Origin of the sequence: Oerskovia gallyi, assembly GCF_014836745.1 — a bacterium.
In the GTDB taxonomy this organism is placed as follows: Bacteria; Actinomycetota; Actinomycetes; order Actinomycetales; family Cellulomonadaceae; genus Oerskovia; species Oerskovia paurometabola.
Genome location: NZ_JACSQE010000003.1, coordinates 206,159 through 222,742 on the forward strand (window position 1 = coordinate 206,159; position 16,584 = coordinate 222,742).

Annotated in this window: 14 protein-coding genes, 1 tRNA gene and 1 pseudogene; 9 read left to right on the forward strand and 7 right to left on the reverse strand. The window is 71.3% G+C overall.

The annotated features are described in order from the left end of the window. Positions 1-59: 59 nt before the first annotated feature. Entirely contained in the window at positions 60-548 is a 489-nt protein-coding gene (locus tag H9640_RS05045; protein WP_191789619.1) for a RidA family protein, read from the reverse strand. Beyond that, on the reverse strand, positions 548-712 hold the full coding sequence (locus H9640_RS05050) for a hypothetical protein (RefSeq protein ID WP_021481786.1): 165 nt from the start codon (positions 710-712) through the stop codon (positions 548-550). The genes H9640_RS05045 and H9640_RS05050 overlap by 1 nt, the downstream gene beginning before the upstream one ends. Positions 713-855: 143 nt before the next feature. Between H9640_RS05050 and H9640_RS05055 the strand changes: the two genes are divergently transcribed. The 4 genes from H9640_RS05055 to H9640_RS05070 all read left to right on the forward strand — a co-directional run bounded on the left by H9640_RS05055 (position 856) and on the right by H9640_RS05070 (position 5,818). Then, positions 856-3,213, forward strand: coding sequence for a transglycosylase domain-containing protein (locus tag H9640_RS05055; protein WP_191789620.1), 2,358 nt, complete (start codon positions 856-858; stop codon positions 3,211-3,213). A gap of 20 nt (positions 3,214-3,233) precedes the next feature. Further along, positions 3,234-4,169: a metallophosphoesterase gene (locus H9640_RS05060; protein WP_318243653.1), complete on the forward strand. Its 936-nt coding sequence runs from the start codon at positions 3,234-3,236 to the stop codon at positions 4,167-4,169. 123 nt (positions 4,170-4,292) lie between these two features. Continuing rightward, positions 4,293-4,369: transfer RNA gene (locus H9640_RS05065), tRNA-Pro, on the forward strand. Between the two features lie 210 nt (positions 4,370-4,579). Beyond that, entirely contained in the window at positions 4,580-5,818 is a 1,239-nt protein-coding gene (locus tag H9640_RS05070; RefSeq protein WP_191789622.1) for an NAD(P)/FAD-dependent oxidoreductase, read from the forward strand. Positions 5,819-5,866: 48 nt separating this feature from the next. Here H9640_RS05070 and H9640_RS05075 read toward each other — a convergent pair whose 3' ends face one another. The 4 genes and pseudogenes from H9640_RS05075 to H9640_RS05090 form a co-directional block, all read right to left on the reverse strand. Next, complete coding sequence (locus tag H9640_RS05075; protein ID WP_191789623.1) at positions 5,867-7,063, reverse strand: bifunctional 2-methylcitrate synthase/citrate synthase; 1,197 nt, start codon at positions 7,061-7,063, stop codon at positions 5,867-5,869. A gap of 50 nt (positions 7,064-7,113) precedes the next feature. Further along, positions 7,114-8,019: a methylisocitrate lyase gene (gene prpB / locus H9640_RS05080; RefSeq protein ID WP_191789624.1), complete on the reverse strand. Its 906-nt coding sequence runs from the start codon at positions 8,017-8,019 to the stop codon at positions 7,114-7,116. Positions 8,020-8,222: 203 nt separating this feature from the next. After that, positions 8,223-9,737: pseudogene (locus H9640_RS05085) on the reverse strand (MmgE/PrpD family protein); the annotation flags it as partial. Between the two features lie 121 nt (positions 9,738-9,858). Then, complete coding sequence (locus tag H9640_RS05090) at positions 9,859-10,569, reverse strand: GntR family transcriptional regulator (protein WP_191789625.1); 711 nt, start codon at positions 10,567-10,569, stop codon at positions 9,859-9,861. Between the two features lie 142 nt (positions 10,570-10,711). Between H9640_RS05090 and H9640_RS05095 the strand changes: the two genes are divergently transcribed. Genes H9640_RS05095 through H9640_RS05115 form a run of 5 tightly spaced genes read left to right on the forward strand, consistent with a single transcriptional unit; the run spans position 10,712 to position 15,724 of the window. Continuing rightward, positions 10,712-11,242 carry a hypothetical protein gene (locus H9640_RS05095; RefSeq protein WP_191789626.1) on the forward strand — a complete coding sequence of 177 codons (531 nt, stop codon included), beginning with the start codon at positions 10,712-10,714 and terminating at the stop codon, positions 11,240-11,242. Between the two features lies 1 nt (position 11,243). Continuing rightward, positions 11,244-12,383 carry a DUF4331 family protein gene (locus H9640_RS05100; protein WP_191789627.1) on the forward strand — a complete coding sequence of 380 codons (1,140 nt, stop codon included), beginning with the start codon at positions 11,244-11,246 and terminating at the stop codon, positions 12,381-12,383. 2 nt (positions 12,384-12,385) lie between these two features. After that, positions 12,386-13,756, forward strand: a complete 1,371-nt coding sequence (locus H9640_RS05105) for a Dyp-type peroxidase (protein ID WP_191789628.1) — start codon at positions 12,386-12,388, stop codon at positions 13,754-13,756. Continuing rightward, positions 13,753-14,619 carry an enoyl-CoA hydratase/isomerase family protein gene (locus H9640_RS05110; protein WP_191789629.1) on the forward strand — a complete coding sequence of 289 codons (867 nt, stop codon included), beginning with the start codon at positions 13,753-13,755 and terminating at the stop codon, positions 14,617-14,619. The genes H9640_RS05105 and H9640_RS05110 overlap by 4 nt, the downstream gene beginning before the upstream one ends. Positions 14,620-14,644: 25 nt before the next feature. Beyond that, complete coding sequence (locus H9640_RS05115; RefSeq protein ID WP_191789630.1) at positions 14,645-15,724, forward strand: sulfite oxidase; 1,080 nt, start codon at positions 14,645-14,647, stop codon at positions 15,722-15,724. Between the two features lie 45 nt (positions 15,725-15,769). Here H9640_RS05115 and H9640_RS05120 read toward each other — a convergent pair whose 3' ends face one another. Continuing rightward, a complete protein-coding gene (locus H9640_RS05120; protein WP_191789631.1) occupies positions 15,770-16,474 on the reverse strand; it encodes a DUF2625 family protein in 705 nt (234 codons plus the stop codon). Positions 16,475-16,584 lie beyond the last annotated feature (110 nt).

Sequence of the window (16,584 nt, forward strand, 5' to 3'; positions counted from 1 at the left end):
CCCCCCCCCGCCCCCCCCCCCCCCCCCCCCCCCCCCGTCTCGGGGAGCGATCCGCTCGCTCAGGCGTCCGACGGCTCGGCGAGCTCGACGACGAGCTCCACCTCGACCGGGGAGTCGAGCGGGAGCACCGAGACGCCCACCGCGCTGCGCGCATGGATGCCCGCCTCGCCGAAGATCTCGCCCAGGACCGTGCTGGCGCCGTTGATCACGGCCGGCTGACCCGTGAACGAGGGGTCGCTCGCCACGAACCCGACGACCTTGACGACCCGGGAGACCTGGTCGAGGTCCCCCACGAGCGCCTTGATCGCCGCGAGCGCGTTGAGCGCGCTCGTGCGGGCGTGGCCCGCCGCCTCGGCCGGGGCGACGAGCCCCTCGCCGTCACCGACCTTGCCGGTCGCCGACAGTGCCCCCGCCACGAACGGGAGCTGGCCCGACGTGTACACGTACCGGCCCGTGCGCACCGCGGGGACGTACGCCGCCACGGGCGCTGCGACGTCGGGCAGGGTGATGCCCAGCTCGGCGAGCCGGGCGTCGACGACGCCTGCCACTACTTCTCGCCGGTCGGGCGCTTGAGGTAGGCCACGAGGCCGTTCCCGTCCGGTCCCGTGACGACCTGGACGAGCTCCCAGCCGTCCGAGCCCCACTGGTCGAGGACTGCCTTGGTGTTGTGGATGATGAGGGGGATGGTCGCGTACTCCCAGGTGGTTGCCATGCGCCCGAGCGTAGTCGTCATCCAGCCGGCGCACAGGTCACGCGGACTCCTCGGACCGGCCCTCGAACGCTCACAGAACCCGCACACCGGTGGGGGGTGCAATCCCCGGAGGGGCAGGGGCGCCCTCCCGTAGGCTTGCGCCTATGGCTTCCCCTGCGCGTCCCCGTCGACAAGTCAACGCCTATCAGCTCATCGCCCTGCTGCTGGCGTTCGTCCTGGTCTCCGGGGTCGGCGGCGTGCTCGGTGCGGGTCTCCTGATCCCCCTCGCCGCCGGCGCCAGCCAGGCCACCGACAGCAGCGTCCAGATCTTCGAGGAGCTGCCGGACGAGCTCGAGCCGGGACCTCTGGCCGAGCAGTCGCGCGTCTACGCGAACGACGGGACCACGCTGCTCGCGACCTTCTACCAGGAGAACCGCATCGTGGTCCCCCTGGGCGAGGTCTCGGACCACATGAAGAACGCCGTGGTCGCGACCGAGGACAAGCGCTTCTACGAGCACGGCGGGATCGACCCGGAGGGCACCCTCCGCGCGGCGTTCAACAACGCCTCGGGCGGCGCGAAGCAGGGCGGCTCGAGCCTGACGCAGCAGTACGTCAAGAACGTGCTGATCGAGCAGGCCGTGCGTGCCGAGGACCCGATCGCCGTCGAGGCGGTCAAGGAGAGCACCATCGAGCGCAAGGCTCGCGAGGCCAAGCTCGCGATCTCGCTCGAGCAGCGCATGACCAAGGACGAGATCCTCGAGGGATACCTCAACATCGCGCAGTTCGGTATCCGGGTCTACGGCGTCGAGACCGCGGCGCGCCACTACTTCAACACGAAGGCGTCCGACCTGAGCATCGTCCAGGCCGCGACGATCGCCGGCGTGACCAACGCCCCGAGCGCGTACGACCCCGTGTCCAACCCGGCCAGCTCGGAGAAGCGCCGCAACCTCGTGCTCGGTCGCATGCTCGAGCAGGGGTACATCACGCAGCAGGAGCACGACGAGGCCGTCGCGACCCCGCTGGCCGAGACTCTCGACGTCCAGCCCGTGTCCGTGGGCTGCCAGGCCGCGAACGGCGCGGCGTTCTTCTGCGACTACGTCACCAAGGTCATCACCTCGAACCCGATCTTCGGCGAGACGCCCAAGGACCGCCAGGGTCTGCTCTACCGCGGCGGCCTCGACATCACCACGACGCTCGACCCCCGGATGCAGACCGCCGCCGAGACCGAGGTCACGTCGGCGATCCCCGCCTCCGACCCCAGCGGCATCGAGAACGCCCTCGTGACCGTCGAGCCCGGGACGGGCAAGATCCTCGCGATGGCCCAGAACCGGCCCTACGACGCCTCGCTCGAGGCCGCCCCCGGGACCACGGCTCAGAACTACAGCGCGGACCAGGCGCACGGCTCGTCCCGCGGGTTCTCCCCGGGATCCACCTGGAAGCCGTTCCTGCTGGCCGAGTGGCTGCGGGCCGGGCACACGCTCAACGAGTCGGTCAACGCCAACCGTCGCGAGTGGAACGTCGGGCGCGACTTCACCTCGTCCTGCACCAAGCTCAACGTCGGCGAGAAGTGGAACCCCAACAACTCCGACGGCCAGGGCAAGGGCAGCATGACGGCCCTGGCCGCGACGACCAACTCGGTCAACACCGCGTACGCCGACATGGCGAGCAAGCTCGACCTCTGCTCCGTGGCCAGCACCGCGAAGTCCGTCGGGTTCGCGCCGTCGCTCACGAAGGACAAGGGCGAGGTGGACATCCGCCCCTCCATGATCATCGGTACCCAGAACTCCTCGCCGCTGCAGATGGCCGCAGCGTTCGCGACCTTCGCGAGCGGCGGCACCTACTGCGAGCCCATCGCCATCACGCGCATCGTCGACCCGAACGGCAAGGAGCTCGAGGTGCCGTCGGCCAACTGCAACCCGAACGCCCTGGACCCGGCGGTGGCGAACACCGTGACCTACGCCCTCAAGAACGTCATGACGGATGGATCGGGCAAGAGGTCGCAGCTCGAGGGGCGCGAGAGCGCCGGGAAGACGGGCACGGCCCAGCTCAACACCCACAACTGGTTCGTCGGCTACACGCCCCAGCTCGCGACGGCGGTCTGGATCGGGAACGCCGAGTCGGACGTCCAGATGCGCAGCAACGGCCGCGGCCGGTTCACCATCAACGGTGTGAGCAGGCAGTGGTGGTTCGGCTCCGACCTCGCGGCCCCCATGTGGAAGAACTACATGACCACGGCCCTCGAGGGCATGCCCGTGGTGAGCTTCCCCGAGCCCGACCCCAAGATGCTCGGCCAGGTCCAGGCTCCTCCGACCACCACCCCGACGACCCCGGGTGGCGGCAACGACGGCGGCGGCGAGACCGGTGGCGGCAACGGCAACGGTGGCGGCAGCAACAACGGCAACGGTGGCGGCGGCAACGGCAACGGGAACGGCGGCAACGGGAACGGCGGCGGCGGCGAGACCGGCGGCGGCAACGGGAACGGCGGCGGCGAGACCGGCACGCCGGGCGGGGAGCAGGACTGACCGGGGCCCGCGTGCACCCCGTGCTCGTCGGCGCCGGCGTCCTCGCCGCCGCCGGAGCGGGGGCGCTCGCCTACGCCCACCTGGAGACCAAGCTGTTCACGCTGCGTGAGGTCACGGTCCCGGTGCTGCCCCGAGGGGCGGCCGACGTGCGTGTGCTGCACTTCTCGGACCTGCACCTGACCCCCACGCAGGAGCGCAAGATCGAGTGGATCAGGTCCCTCGCGGCCCTGCGCCCGGACTTCGTGGTCGACACGGGCGACAACCTGGCCCACGTGGACTCGCTGGAGCCGCTCCTGTACGCCCTCGAGCCGCTCCTGAGCAGCACGCCAGGGACGTTCGTCATGGGGTCGAACGACTACTTCGCCCCCTCGCCCAAGAACCCCGCCCGGTACCTGCTGCCCGACGCGCGGACCGCCCACACGGTCGACCCGCCGAGGCTCCCCGCGGACAAGCTGGCCGCCGCGTTCAGCGCCGCCGGGTGGATCGACCTCACCAACCGCCGCGACGCGATCGACGTCGGCGGCGTGCACATCGACCTGGTGGGCGTCGACGACCCGCACCTCGACCGGGACGTCTTCCCACCCGCGCAACCACGCACGGCGCGGGACGCCGGGACCGACGCGACGCCGTCGGGCCTGCGGATGGGCGTGGTGCACGCGCCCTACACGCGCGTGCTCGACCAGATGCACGACGACGGCGCCGACGTCATCCTCGCCGGCCACACCCACGGCGGGCAGCTCTGCGTCCCGTTCTACGGGGCGCTCGTGACCAACTGCGACCTGGACCGCGGACGGGCCAAGGGTCTGCACGGCTGGCCGGGCGCACGCCCCGACGCCCCCGGCGGCGAGGCCTCGATCTGGCTCAACGTGTCGGCCGGGGCGGGCACCTCGCCCTACGCACCCTTCCGGTTCGCGTGCCGACCAGAGGCCACGATCGTGACGCTCACGGCACCGTGAGCACGCACTGAGGGGCCGGTTTCGTCGCAGGGGCAAACGTCGGCTATTCTAGGCAGGCTCCAGCGCGCAGGTTTGGCGGGACCTCTCGAGGACCCTCCGCAGACCGGCAGCGACGAGAGCAATCGGGGTGTGGCGCAGCTTGGTAGCGCGCGTCGTTCGGGACGACGAGGTCGCAGGTTCAAATCCTGTCACCCCGACCAGCACGAAGGCCCGGAGTCCAGTGGACTCCGGGCCTTCGTCGTTCCCGCTCCCGCGGCGCTCGCCGAGGGCGAGGCCCCCGCCCACCGACGGCGACCCCCGCGGCGCCGAGGGTGACGGCGTAGCTCTCCCGACCGCGACCGCCCTATGCGGGTCCCCCCTTCCGGTGTCACGATGAGGGTCCTGCACCCCCAGCGTCGGAGGTCGTCGTCATGGCCGAGGAGCCGATCGTCATCGTCGGAGGCGGCCTGGCCGCCGCGAAGGCCGCCGAGTCCCTCCGGACCGAGGGGTACGACGGCGACCTCGTGGTCGTCTCGAGCGAGCCGCACCGCCCCTACGAACGTCCGCCGCTCTCGAAGGACTACCTGCGCGGCGAGGCCGAGCGCGACGTCCTGTTCCCCCTGTCCGAGGAGTGGTACGCCGACCACCACGTCGACCTGCGCACCGCGACGCGGGCTGCGGGGATCGACGTCGCCGCACACTCCCTCACGCTGATCGACGGGACGTCGCTGCCGTACGCGCGCCTGCTCCTCGCGACCGGATCGACGCCACGCTCGTTCGCGGTGCCCGGCGCGGACCTCCAGGGCGTGCACTACCTGCGCACGATCGAGCACGCCGACCTGCTCGCCGCGACGCTCGAGGCCTCGGCCCGCGAGGGCGCGGGTCGGCTCGCCGTCGTGGGCGACGGGTGGATCGGGATGGAGGTCGCGGCCTCGGCGCGCAGCCTCGGCCTGGACGTGACCGTCGTCGGGCGTGCTGTCCACCCGCTGGGCCGCGTGCTCGGACCCCTGCTCGGGGAGATGTACGGCAAGGTCCACGCGGACCACGACGTGCACCTGCACCGCAACGCCCAGGTCGTGGGGATCACGGGCAGCGAGGGGCGGGTCACGGGACTCGACGTCGCGGACGGGACGCACGTGGCCGCCGACGTCGTCGTGGTCGGTGTGGGCGTGACGCCCAACGTCGGTTTCGCGGAGGCCGCGGGGATCGAGCTGCGGGACGCCCGCCTGGGCGGCGGGCTCGCGGTCGACGCGACGCTCGCGACCTCGGCGCCCGACGTCTGGGCCGCGGGGGACATCGCGAGCGTGCCCTCCCCGCGCTACGGTCGCCCGCTGCGCGTCGAGCACTGGGCCGTCGCCCTGGAGACCGGCCCGCACGCCGCGCGCGCCATGCTGGGCTCGCGCGAGCCGTACGACAAGCTGCCCTACTTCTTCTCCGACCAGTACGACGTGGGCATGGAGTACCTGGGGTTCGTCGAGGACCCGGCCGCGACCGAGGTGGTCGTGAGCGGGTCCCTCGAGGACCACGCCCTGGTCGCGTTCTGGGTCGCGGACGACCGGGTCCAGGCGGGCATGGCGGTCGACACGTGGGAGCAGATGGAGCGCGTCGAGGAGATCGTCCGGTCCACCGGGCCGGTCGACCGGGACGCCCTGGAGGCGTTCCGCGCCTGACCGGCCCGGCAAGGCCCGGGACCGGCCCGGCCGGCCCCGCTCCGCCCCCTACGGCACCTCGCGCTGCGCCTGCCCCACGTACTGGCTGAGGGGGCGGATGAGAGCGTTCGCGGACCGCTGCTCGACGACGTGCGCGGTCCAGCCCACGACGCGCGCCGCGACGAACAGGGGCGTGAACGTCGGGGTGTCGAAGCCCATGAGGTGGTAGGCGGGGCCGGTCGGGTAGTCGAGGTTCGGCAGGATGCCCTTGCGCTCGGTCATGGCCGCTTCGAGCGCGTCGTACAGGTCGTCGAGCGCGGTCGCCTCGTCGGTCCCCAGGTGCGCGACGAGGTCGTCGAGCGTCTTCTTCATGGTCGGGACGCGCGAGTCGCCGTGCTTGTAGACGCGGTGGCCGAAGCCCATGATCTTGCGCTTGTCGACCAGCGCCTCGTCGAGCCAGGCTGCGGCCCGGTCGGCCGTCCCGATCTCCGCGAAGGTCGCCATGACGGCCTCGTTCGCGCCGCCGTGCAGGGCACCCTTGAGGGCGCCGATCGCGCCCGTGACGGCCGAGTGCAGGTCGGACAGCGTCGAGGTGATGACGCGGGCCGTGAACGTCGAGGCGTTGAACGAGTGCTCGGCGTACAGGATCATCGAGACCTCGAAGGCCCGCACGACGCACTCGTCGGGCACCTCGCCGAAGGTCATGTGGAGGAAGTTCTCGGCGTAGCCCAGGTCCTCGTCGGGGTCGACGATCTGCTGACCACGGCGTCGGCGCTGGTCGAGGGCGACCACGGCGGGCAGCATGGCCCACAGCCGCAGGGCCTTGGCGTGCTCGGCCTCGGGGGACGAGTCCTCGGCCGTGGGGTCGTGCGCGCCGATGACCGAGACCGCGGTGCGGCACACGTCCATGGGGTGGCAGGTCGTGGGGAGCTCGAGGATCGCGTTGCGCACGGCGCCCGGCAGCGCGCGGTGGGCGCGCTCGACCGCGGTCTGCTCGGCGAGCTGCTCGGGGGTCGGCAGCTCGCCGTGCCACAGGAGGTAGGCGACCTCCTCGAAGCTCTTGCGCGCGGCGAGCTCCTGCACGGGGTAGCCCCGGTAGAGCAGCGAGTTCGTGTCCGGGTTGACCTTGGAGACCGACGTCGTGTCGACGACGACGCCCGCGAGGCCCTTGCGGATCTCGGGAGCGGGAGCGGCCGGGCCCGGGACCGGGGCCGCGGCTCCCGGGGTGGTCGCGGGTGTCCCGACGCTGGGGGTGCTGGTGGTCATGTGCTCACTCCTTCGTGATGCGGGGTCGTGCTGCGGCAGTGCTGGGCGCCCTACGGCCGGTAGGTGAAGATCTCGGTGTCGAAGTGGTTGTAGCCGGCGTAGTCCACCAGCTCGTACAGCCGCGCTCGCGTCTGCATCTCGCCGACCACCCCGTCCTGCGTACCGGTCTCCCGGATCATGTCCAGCGTGCGCTCCGCGGCCCCCATCGCGCTACGCAGGAGGGTCACGGGGTAGATGACGATCTGCACGCCTGCCGCCGCGAGCTGGTCACGGGTGAACAGCTCGGACTTGCCGAACTCCGTCATGTTGGCGAGCACCGGCACGTCGACCGCGGCTGCCACGGCCTCGAACTCCGCGAGGTCGCGCATGGCCTCGGGGAAGATCGCGTCGGCGCCCGCGTCGACGAGCGCCTTCGCACGGTCGATCGCGGTCGCCAGCCCCGCAGGGCCGTCGAGGCTCGCCCGGACGTCGGTGCGGGCCATGACGAGGAAGTTCGGGTCGCGACGGGCGTCGACCGCGGCACGGATGCGCTTGGTCGCGGTCTCGAGGTCGACGGTCGCCTTGCCGTCGAGGTGGCCGCACCGCTTGGGGTTGACCTGGTCCTCGATGTGGCAGCCCGCGACGCCCGCGTCCTCGAGGGTCTGGATGGTGCGCGCGACGTTCATGGGTTCGCCGAAGCCCGTGTCGGCATCGACGATCGCGGGCAGGTTCGTCATGCGCGCGATCTGCCCCGCACGGGTCGCGACCTCGGTGAGGGTCGTGAGGCCGATGTCCGGCAGGCCCAGGTCCGCCGAGACGACGGCCCCCGAGATGTACACCCCGTCGAAGCCCTTGTCCTCGATCAGGCGGGCGGAGAGCGGGTTGAACGCGCCGGGGAGCTGGAGCAGCTCGCCGGCCGCGAGCCGGGCGCGCAGCGTGGCCCGCTTGTCCGACGGCGTCGCGTGCGAGTACAGCATCAGTTGCCTCCTGCGGTGGTCGGGCCGGTGGGGTCGTCGGTCGCCTCGTGCATGGTCCAGCCTGCGGCTCCCTCGCCGGGACCGGACTCGCCGGGTCCCCCGGCGTGCGCCTCGTCCGGGCCCTCCGAGGCACCGGACGCCGCCGGGTGCGCTGCGTCGTCGGGCGTGCTGCTCGTGGCGCCCTGGGAGGGGCGGCCCAGCTCGAAGATGCCCGTGGGTACCGGGACCGCGTCCAGCAGCCCGGGCCGCGCGACGATCGAGAGCTCGCGCACCTCGGCGGGCGTGAGCGACGGGAGGCGCTGCGCGAGGTCGAGGAAGCGCTCGATCTCGGCGGGCTCGAGCACGCCCTCGGCGAGGAGCCGGAACTTGGCGACGTACTGCGCACGGGCGAACGGGCGCGCGCCGAGCGGGTGCGCGTCGGCGACGGCGATCTCGCGGACGATCCGCCCGCCGTCGGCCAGCTCGATCTCGACGCGACCGCCGAACGCCTTCTCGGCCGGGTCGACCGAGTGGTAGCGGCGCGTCCACTCGGGGTCCTCGGCCGTGGTGACCTTGCCCCACAGCGCGACCGTGTCGGCGCGCCCGGCGCGGCCGGGCGTGTACGAGTCGACGTGGTGCCACCCGCCGTCCTGGAGCGCCACCGCGAAGATGTACGGGATGGAGTGGTCGAGGGTCTCGCGCGAGGCGGTCGGGTCGTACTTCTGCGGGTCGTTCGCGCCCGAGCCGATCACGTAGTGCGTGTGGTGGCTCGTGTGGATCACGATGCTCGCGATGTTGTCAGGGTCGGCGAGCCACGGGTGCTCGGCGTGCAGCGCGCGCGCCAGGTCGATGAGCGCCTGCGACTGGTACTCCGCCGAGTGCTCCTTGGTGTACGTGTCGAGGATCGCGGTCTTGGGCTCGCCGGGCGACGGCAGCACGACGTCGTAGCGCCCCTCGGGCCCGTCGAGCAGCCACGCGATCACGCCGTCCTCGCCCTCGTAGATCGGCTCGGGCGACGTCTGCCCGCGCATCGCCCGGTCCACGGCCTCGACCGCGACCTTGCCCGCGAGGGCGGGCGCGTACGCCTTCCACGTCGAGATCTGGCCCTTGCGGGACTGCCGCGTCGCGGTCGTGGTGTGCAGGGCCTGACCGATCGCCTGGAAGATCGTCGTGGTGTCGAGCCCGAGCAGGGTCCCGATCCCGGCCGCTGCCGACGGGCCGAGGTGCGCGACGTGGTCGATCTTGTGCGCGTGCAGGCTGACGGCCCGGACCAGGTCCACCTGGATCTCGTAGCCCGTCGCGATGCCCCGCACGAGCGCCGCCCCGTCGCAGCCCGCGTGCTGGGCGACCGCGAGGATCGGCGGGATGTTGTCCCCCGGGTGCGAGTACTCGGCCGCGAGGAACGTGTCGTGGTAGTCGAGCTCGCGGACCGCGACGCCGTTGGCCCAGGCGGCCCACTCGGGGCTCGTGCGGGTCGCCAGCGGCGTCCCGCAGACCGTCGCGCCCGGCTCGTACGGGTGCGCGAGGGCCTGCCCCCGGGCAGCGACGGCCGGGGCTCGCGTGAGGCTCGCGGCCGCGACGGCCGCGTTGTCGATCACGCGGTTGACGATCATGTCGACGACCTCGTCCGGCACCTCGACCGGGTCGGTCGCGAGCTCGGCGAGCTTCCACGCGAGCTGGTCGGTGCGGGCGAGGTTCTCCGCGGAACGGTGGGTCCGCAGGTGGTGGGTCGTGGGCATCGGTGCCTCCGGTGGTCGGGTGCGGTACGTCGGGGTGCGTCGGGCGTGCTCCCTGCCCGACGGCGTCGCGTGGGCCGAGGGGACGGTTGCGGTCGGCGGGGGCCAGGTGGGGTGCGCGTCGTCAGCCGGGCGGCGGGTTCTCCTGCTCGCCGAGGGCCTTGGCTGCCATGGCGCCGCTGCGTTCGATGTGCTCGCGCATGGCACGCTCGGCCGCGTCCGGGTCGCCGCTCGCGATGGCGGACGCGACCTCACGGTGCTCGTCGACGTGGTCGGTGGTCCCGACGCGCTCGCGCGCGGACAGCGAACGGTAGCGGTCGACGTGCCCGCGGATCTGACGCAGCAGCTCGGAGCACCACCGGTTGTCGGCGAGGGCCGCGATCTCGCCGTGGAACTGGGCGCCGATGCGCAGGACCTCGTCCTCGTGGTCGCGCACGGCGTCCATGAGGTCGACGAGGCGGGAGAGGCGCTCGACGTCGGCAGGCCGCGCACGTTCGCACGCGTCCCGGGCGAGCAGTCCTTCGAGGCGTGCCCGGACGTCGTACACGCGGTGCAGGTCGGTGACCGCCAGGGGCGCGACGCGCACTCCCCCGGTCGGCTGCTCGACCACGAGGGCTTCGGCCTGCAGGAGGCGCAGGGCTTCGCGGACGGGGGTGCGGCTCACGCCGAGCTGGGCCGAGAGGACGGGTTCGGTGAGCCGGGCGTCGGCCGCGAGCGTGCCGTCGATGATGCGCTGACGCAGGAGGTCGTAGACCGCGCGAGCCCCGGACTGGCGGCGGACGGCCGCAAGGGGTTCGTCGCGGGGCGGGGACGACGTCGTCGGGGCGCTGACCATGCGACCATCGTGCCACAGCACCTGCGTACTTGTATACAACACTGCTGCCCGCGTGCCTCAGGTCGCCTCACCCCATCTGCGTGATGTGGGCACCAGGAAGTCGTGGAACGCTGAAGAAGTCTCAGCGAAGGAGGAGCTCGAGGTGAGTACAACTACTGGCCGCAGCGTCGGACCCACGAGTGAGTTCAGCCTGTTCTTCCACGTCAAGCCCGGCCAGAGCGAGTCGCTCCGGGCAGCGCTCGACGACCTGCAACACACCCCGGGGTATCTTCCCGGCGACTACGGCATGGCGATCACGACGATTCACGAGGCACGATTCGTGCTCTTCGACGACGACACGCGACTCGCCTTCATCACGAGCTTCGACGGTCCGTGGGACGCCTACATGGACGACTTCTTCAACTCCGGCCCGACGCTCGCGCTCTTCGACCTGATCTTCAGGCACACCGAGGGCTACGTCGGCCTGCCGGACCTCGCCACCGAGAAGGCGTTCATCCTCGGGGCGCAGGAGCGTGCCGCCGCCTACGCACGCAACTACCCCGGCACGGTGAAGGAGATCCTGAAGGCGCAGCGCGTGAACGCGGCCTTCCAGAAGGTGCTCGATCACCCCGACGCCGCGGCCGCCCTGCAGCATCCGGCGCTCCAGCCGCTCCTCGACGAGGCCGGGGACTGAGGTGTCGGATCACATCTCGGGCCCGCGGGCGTTGGCCAACTCGATCGCCGACATCACCGACGTCTTCGCGTTCCCGAGCCCCGACCGGCCGCAGCACCTCGTTCTCGTGATGAACACCCTGCCGTTCGCCAAGGTCTCCGACGCCCTCTCGGAAGGCCTGATCTACCGGTTCCGGGTGCGGCCCCTCACGGCAGCTGTGCCCGGCGACCACGCCCCGTTCTCCGCCGGCCCGGAGCACGGCGCCGAGGAGTTCGTGTTCGACTGCGTCTTCTCTCCGCCGACCAGCGCCGACGGCCAGCCGTTCGAGCAGGAGGGCACCTGCACCACCCCCTCCGGAGAGACCGTGTCGTTCCGCGTCAACGACGAGGACGGCGGTTCCGCGCACGGCGTGTGGGTCTTCGCCGGTGCGCGCTGGGATCCGTTCATCCTCGATGCCCCCGCCGCCCTGAAGACCGTCGCGATCGGCGAGCTCGCCTTCGCGGAACGCGGCTCGATCTACATGGACGGCAAGAACGTCCTGGGACTGGTCGTCGAGATCGACCCTGCGCTGTTGGGCGGCGCCACGTTGGTCGGCGTCGTCGCCGAGACACTGACGCGCGGCGTGTTCAACGTCCGGATCGAGCGCGTCGGGCGACCCGAGGTGAAGAACCTGATGCTCGGGCCGATGCAGTTCGATCGGGTCAACCAGGACCTCGAGATCCGCGACCTCTACAACATGGAGGACGCGTTCCACATCCAGCACGGCTACGAGGGCGCCTACCGGGCACGGCTCGACGCCAACCTTGCGTTCTGGGACAGCCTCGACGGCAAGACCGACTGGCCGACGATCGACGGCGTCCATCCGCTGACCGAGCTCGTGCTTGCCGACTACCTGGTCGTCGATCTCTCCAAGCCCTACCAGGAGAAGGGTTCGTTCCTCGAGATCGAGCTCGCTTCCCGCAGGGGACGAGCTCACGCGACCTGCGGGGGGCGCACGATCAACGACGACGTGATGGACGTGTTCTTCACGACGTTGATCAACGCCGGCAACGGACCGATCATCCGCGACGGGGTGGACGGCTCGTCCCGGCCGGCCTCGCAGACCTTCCCGTACCTCTCGGCTCCCAACCCCCGTCCACCAGAGAAGCCGGAGCACCACTGAGCATGGCTGAGACGGGGAGCGTCACGCTCGAGCTCGATGACATCCAGAGTGGCGCCCTGCACGAGCGCCCCTCCCCCTATGTCGGCACCTACCTGATGCTGCGCATCGACGAGCGCGCCGACGGCCATGAGCTCGTCCGGCGGCTGACAGCCCTCGTGAGCTCGGGGACGCAGTCGCTCGATCCCGCCAACGACGCCTGGTTCACCGTCGCGTTCACCTACCACGGGCTGAAGGCGCTCGGAGTTCCTCAGGAATCCCTGGACAGCTTCACGCCGGAGTTCCGGGAAGGGATGGCCGCGCGGGCGGAGCACCTGGGAGACGTCGGCGAGAGCAGTCCTGAGAACTGGGAGAAGCCGCTCGGCACTCCCGACGTCCACATCGCCATCGCGGTCATCTCCCCCGACATCGCCCGTCTCGAGGCCGTCACCGAGAAGGCTCGCCTCGCCCACCAGGAGCTGGCGGGCATCTCGGTCGTCTGGCGTCAGGACTGCTACCAGCTCCCGACCGGGCGCACGTCGTTCGGCTTCAAGGACGGCATCGGCCAGCCGGCCGTCGAGGGCAGCGGCAGGGCGCCGTCGAACCCGCACGAACCGCCGCTCAAGGCCGGCGAGATCATCCTCGGCTATCCCGACGAGACCGGCGGGCTGCCGCCGATGCCGAGCCCCGACATCCTGGGCCGCAACGGCACCTACGTCGTCTTCCGGAAGCTGCACACCAAGGTTGCGGCCTACCGGCAGTACCTCCGCGCGCGAGCGGCGAACCGTGAAGAGGAGGCGCTGCTGGGGGCGAAGATGGTCGGACGCTGGCAGAGCGGAGCCCCGCTGGCCGTGGCGCCCGACGTCGACGACGCCCAGCTCGGCGGCGATCCGCAGCGGAACAACGCCTTTCTCTACGGCGACGACCCTCGTGGCTTCAAGTGCCCGGTCGGCGCCCACGCACGACGTGCCAACCCGCGCGACGCACTGGCCGACGACGGCAGCACGGACGTCCGCCTGCACCGCATGATCCGGCGCGGTACGAGCTACGGCCCGATGCTCCCCGACGGCGAGCTGGAGGACGACGGAGCGGACCGCGGCATCATCTTCGTGTTCGCCGGCGCCCACATCAAACGGCAGTTCGAGTTCGTCAAGACCCAGTGGCTCAACGACGGGATCTTCATCGGCGCCCCTGACGAAGCGGACCCGATCGTCGGCTCCCCCCACCACACGAACAGCTTCACGATCCCCCGGCGACCGATCCGACGCCGCCTGCAGGACCTTCCGCCGTTCGTGATCACGCGTGGGGGCGAGTACTGCTTCGCCCCGAGCCTCTCGGCCATGCGTTGGCTGGCGGAGCTGCCGCATTCCGTCTCGACCGAGGAGAGCACGCCATGAGCACGCCCCCCGAGGGCACCGACCGCTGGAAGGCGCTCGATTTCGCCCCGCCGGCCGCAGACGCCCCCGAACCCGAGTCCTCCGTCCTCGTCGAGTACCAGCACGACGACCAGATCGCCGTGGTCACGCTCAACCGGCCGCACGCCGACAACGCGATCACGACCGAGATGGGTGCTCGACTGACCGAGATCGTCGAGACGATCGCCGTGCGCACCGCCGTCCGCGTCGTCGTGCTCACCGGCGCCGGCAAGCGCGCGTTCTCCGTCGGCAGCGACCTCCGACAGCGCAGGAGCATGACGAAGGAGGACTGGCTTCGCCAGCGCCAGGCCTTCGATCGAACGCTGTACACCGTGCGGCAGCTGCGCAAGCCGCTCTTCGCCGCCGTGAACGGCATCGCCTATGGCGGCGGGTGCGAGCTCGCCCAGAGCTGCGACTTCATCATCGCCTCCGAGAACGCCACGTTCGGGCAGCCGGAGGCGATGCTCGGCCTCTCCGCCGGTGGTGGCTCCCCGGTGTTCCTGCCACGCCTGCTCGGTCCGGGCAGAGCACTGCAGATGCTCATGACCGGCGACCCGATCTCCGCGGCCGAAGCCCACCGGCTCGGCATGGTCAACGAAGTCCACGACCAGGACGACCTGGCGGCCGCGGCCGCTCGGATCGCGGAGAAGATCGCCGGCAACTCCCCGACGGCGGTCCAGGCCGTCAAGCGGGCCGTGCAGCTCGGCGAGGGGCAGCCCGTGGAGCAGGCCATCGCCATCATGATGGAGGCGCACTGGCGCTCGGCCGTGCACCCGGACCGCATCGAGGGCATCGGAGCCTTCAACGAGGGCCGGGACCCGGTCTTCCGCGATGCCGACTACTGAACCCGGCCTACGAGGAGGCAGAGCGATGACGATTCCCGACGAGGTCATCCGTGCGCGCGCTGCGCTGCAGATGATCAACCCAGCCCCGTACAACGCGGAGGCGCCGCCCGCGGCGCTCACCGAGGAGATCACCCCGACCGAGCTCCACTACGTGCGCAGCAACTTCCCGCTGCCCGAGCACGACGGCACGCTCGAGATCGGCGGCGCGGTGGAGCACCCGCTGACCCTCACGCTCGAGGACCTTCGTGCCTTCCCTGCGCACGAACGCGCTGTCACGCTCGAGTGCGCCGGCAACGGACGCCTCGAGATGCGTCCACTGCCCACCGGTGAGCCATGGGGCGACTACGCCGTCTCGACCGCCCGCTGGAAGGGCGCTCTGCTGCACGAGGTGCTGGCACAGGCGCGGCCGCACGACGACGGCGTCGACGTGCGGTTCGAGGGCGCCGATCACGGCGCGTACCACCTGGCCGCGGTGCTCGCCGACACCGACACCGAGGACATGCACTTCGTCCGCTCCCTGCCGCTGGACCACGTCGCCGATCCCGCTTCCGAGATCCTCATCGCGTACGAGATGAACGGCAAGCCCCTCGGCCAGGACCACGGTGCGCCGTTCCGGATCATCGTGCCGCACTGGTATGCCGTGGCGTCGGTCAAGTGGCTCCAGCGCATCGACGTCTTGACCGAGCCGTACGTCGGCGAGTTCCAGACGGGGCACTACATCTACGAGTGGGCCGATCGGGCCCCGGAGCCCGTCGACCTCATGCGCGTCAGGGCGCGCGTCACCGCTCCCGCTGCTGGCTCGACCGTGCCCGCGGGCACCGTCGAGGTGCGCGGGAAGGCCTGGTCGGGTACCGGCCCCATCGCACGTGTCGACGTGAGCCTCACGGGCGCCGGCGAGTGGCGCGAGGCCCACCTCGCTCCGCCGACGGGCCCGTACCACTGGCAGGCGTGGTCGTTCGACTGGGAGGACGCCGCGGTCGGGCGCCACACGCTCCGTGTCAGGGCGACCGATGCGGCGGGGAACGTGCAACCGGAGGTGCCGCAGTGGAACCGACTCGGCTACGGCAACAACGCCATCGAGGTCATCTACGTCGACGTGGTCTGACCAGGGCGAGCGACGTGTCTGCCGCAACGGTGGCGTCCACTGCCGTCAGCGGAATCCGGGGCCCGTCTCGCCCTCGGTCGCCGCGTCGGCGAAGGGGGTCATCCGTTCTCCCAGCTCCTGGTGCCAAGCGGCGAGGCCGTCGAGCGGGACCGGGCTGCGCTTGGTCGATCCGCGCCCCTGGTCCGACCACAACGGCGGATAGACGCTGAGACCCTGGCTCGGCGGGAGCGCTTCCAGGTCGCCGACCCAACCTGGCCAGCGCAGGTCGGCCACGTACTCGGCCAGCCCGCCGCTCACGGCCCACTCCGCGAAGGCCCCGAGGCCGAAGCCCAGGACGTGCCACTCGAGCGTGTCGGGCGCGAAGTAGTGCACGTCCCCGAGCGGGCCGGGCAGGCCGCCGCCGTTGACCGCGAACGTCCCGCCGAGCACGTCGAACGCGACGACGAGCCTCTGGGGCGCGACGGCCCCCTCCTCCGGGTCGCCGAGCCCGTTGATCGTGGCGAGGTCCGGGAGTCCGTACGCGCCCCCACCGAGAAGTCGGAGCCACCCGTGGTCGACGAGCACGCCGCCCGTGTGGAGCGCAAGGGCTCCCAGGGTCGAGCGCGTCGTGATCTGGAGGCGGTAGAGGACCTCGGGGGCCCACTCAGGGGGGGCAAGGACCTCGACTCCCGGCCGTTGGAACATCCGGGCGAGCGTTGGCCAGGCAGGTTCGGCGACCTGCGTGAGATCCGCGACCGACTTGATGCCCATGATCGGGGATCATGCCACGTCGGGCAGTGAATTCCGACACCTTCCGGCGGATCCGCTACCTGATCCGCCCCATGTGTGCATCTTTTCCCGACTTTCCTGGCGTGCAAACT

Excerpts from the sequence above, each read along its gene's own strand:
- H9640_RS05050 (WP_021481786.1), bottom strand. The coding sequence starts at position 712 with ATGGCAACCACCTGGGAGTACGCGACCATCCCCCTCATCATCCACAAC.
- H9640_RS05120 (WP_191789631.1), bottom strand. The coding sequence starts at position 16,474 with ATGGGCATCAAGTCGGTCGCGGATCTCACGCAGGTCGCCGAACCTGCC.
- H9640_RS05090 (WP_191789625.1), bottom strand. The coding sequence starts at position 10,569 with ATGGTCAGCGCCCCGACGACGTCGTCCCCGCCCCGCGACGAACCCCTT.
- H9640_RS05075 (WP_191789623.1), bottom strand. The coding sequence starts at position 7,063 with ATGACCACCAGCACCCCCAGCGTCGGGACACCCGCGACCACCCCGGGA.
- H9640_RS05115 (WP_191789630.1), top strand. The coding sequence starts at position 14,645 with ATGACGATTCCCGACGAGGTCATCCGTGCGCGCGCTGCGCTGCAGATG.
- prpB (WP_191789624.1), bottom strand. The coding sequence starts at position 8,019 with ATGCTGTACTCGCACGCGACGCCGTCGGACAAGCGGGCCACGCTGCGC.
- H9640_RS05055 (WP_191789620.1), top strand. The coding sequence starts at position 856 with ATGGCTTCCCCTGCGCGTCCCCGTCGACAAGTCAACGCCTATCAGCTC.
- H9640_RS05070 (WP_191789622.1), top strand. The coding sequence starts at position 4,580 with ATGGCCGAGGAGCCGATCGTCATCGTCGGAGGCGGCCTGGCCGCCGCG.
- H9640_RS05110 (WP_191789629.1), top strand. The coding sequence starts at position 13,753 with ATGAGCACGCCCCCCGAGGGCACCGACCGCTGGAAGGCGCTCGATTTC.
- H9640_RS05105 (WP_191789628.1), top strand. The coding sequence starts at position 12,386 with ATGGCTGAGACGGGGAGCGTCACGCTCGAGCTCGATGACATCCAGAGT.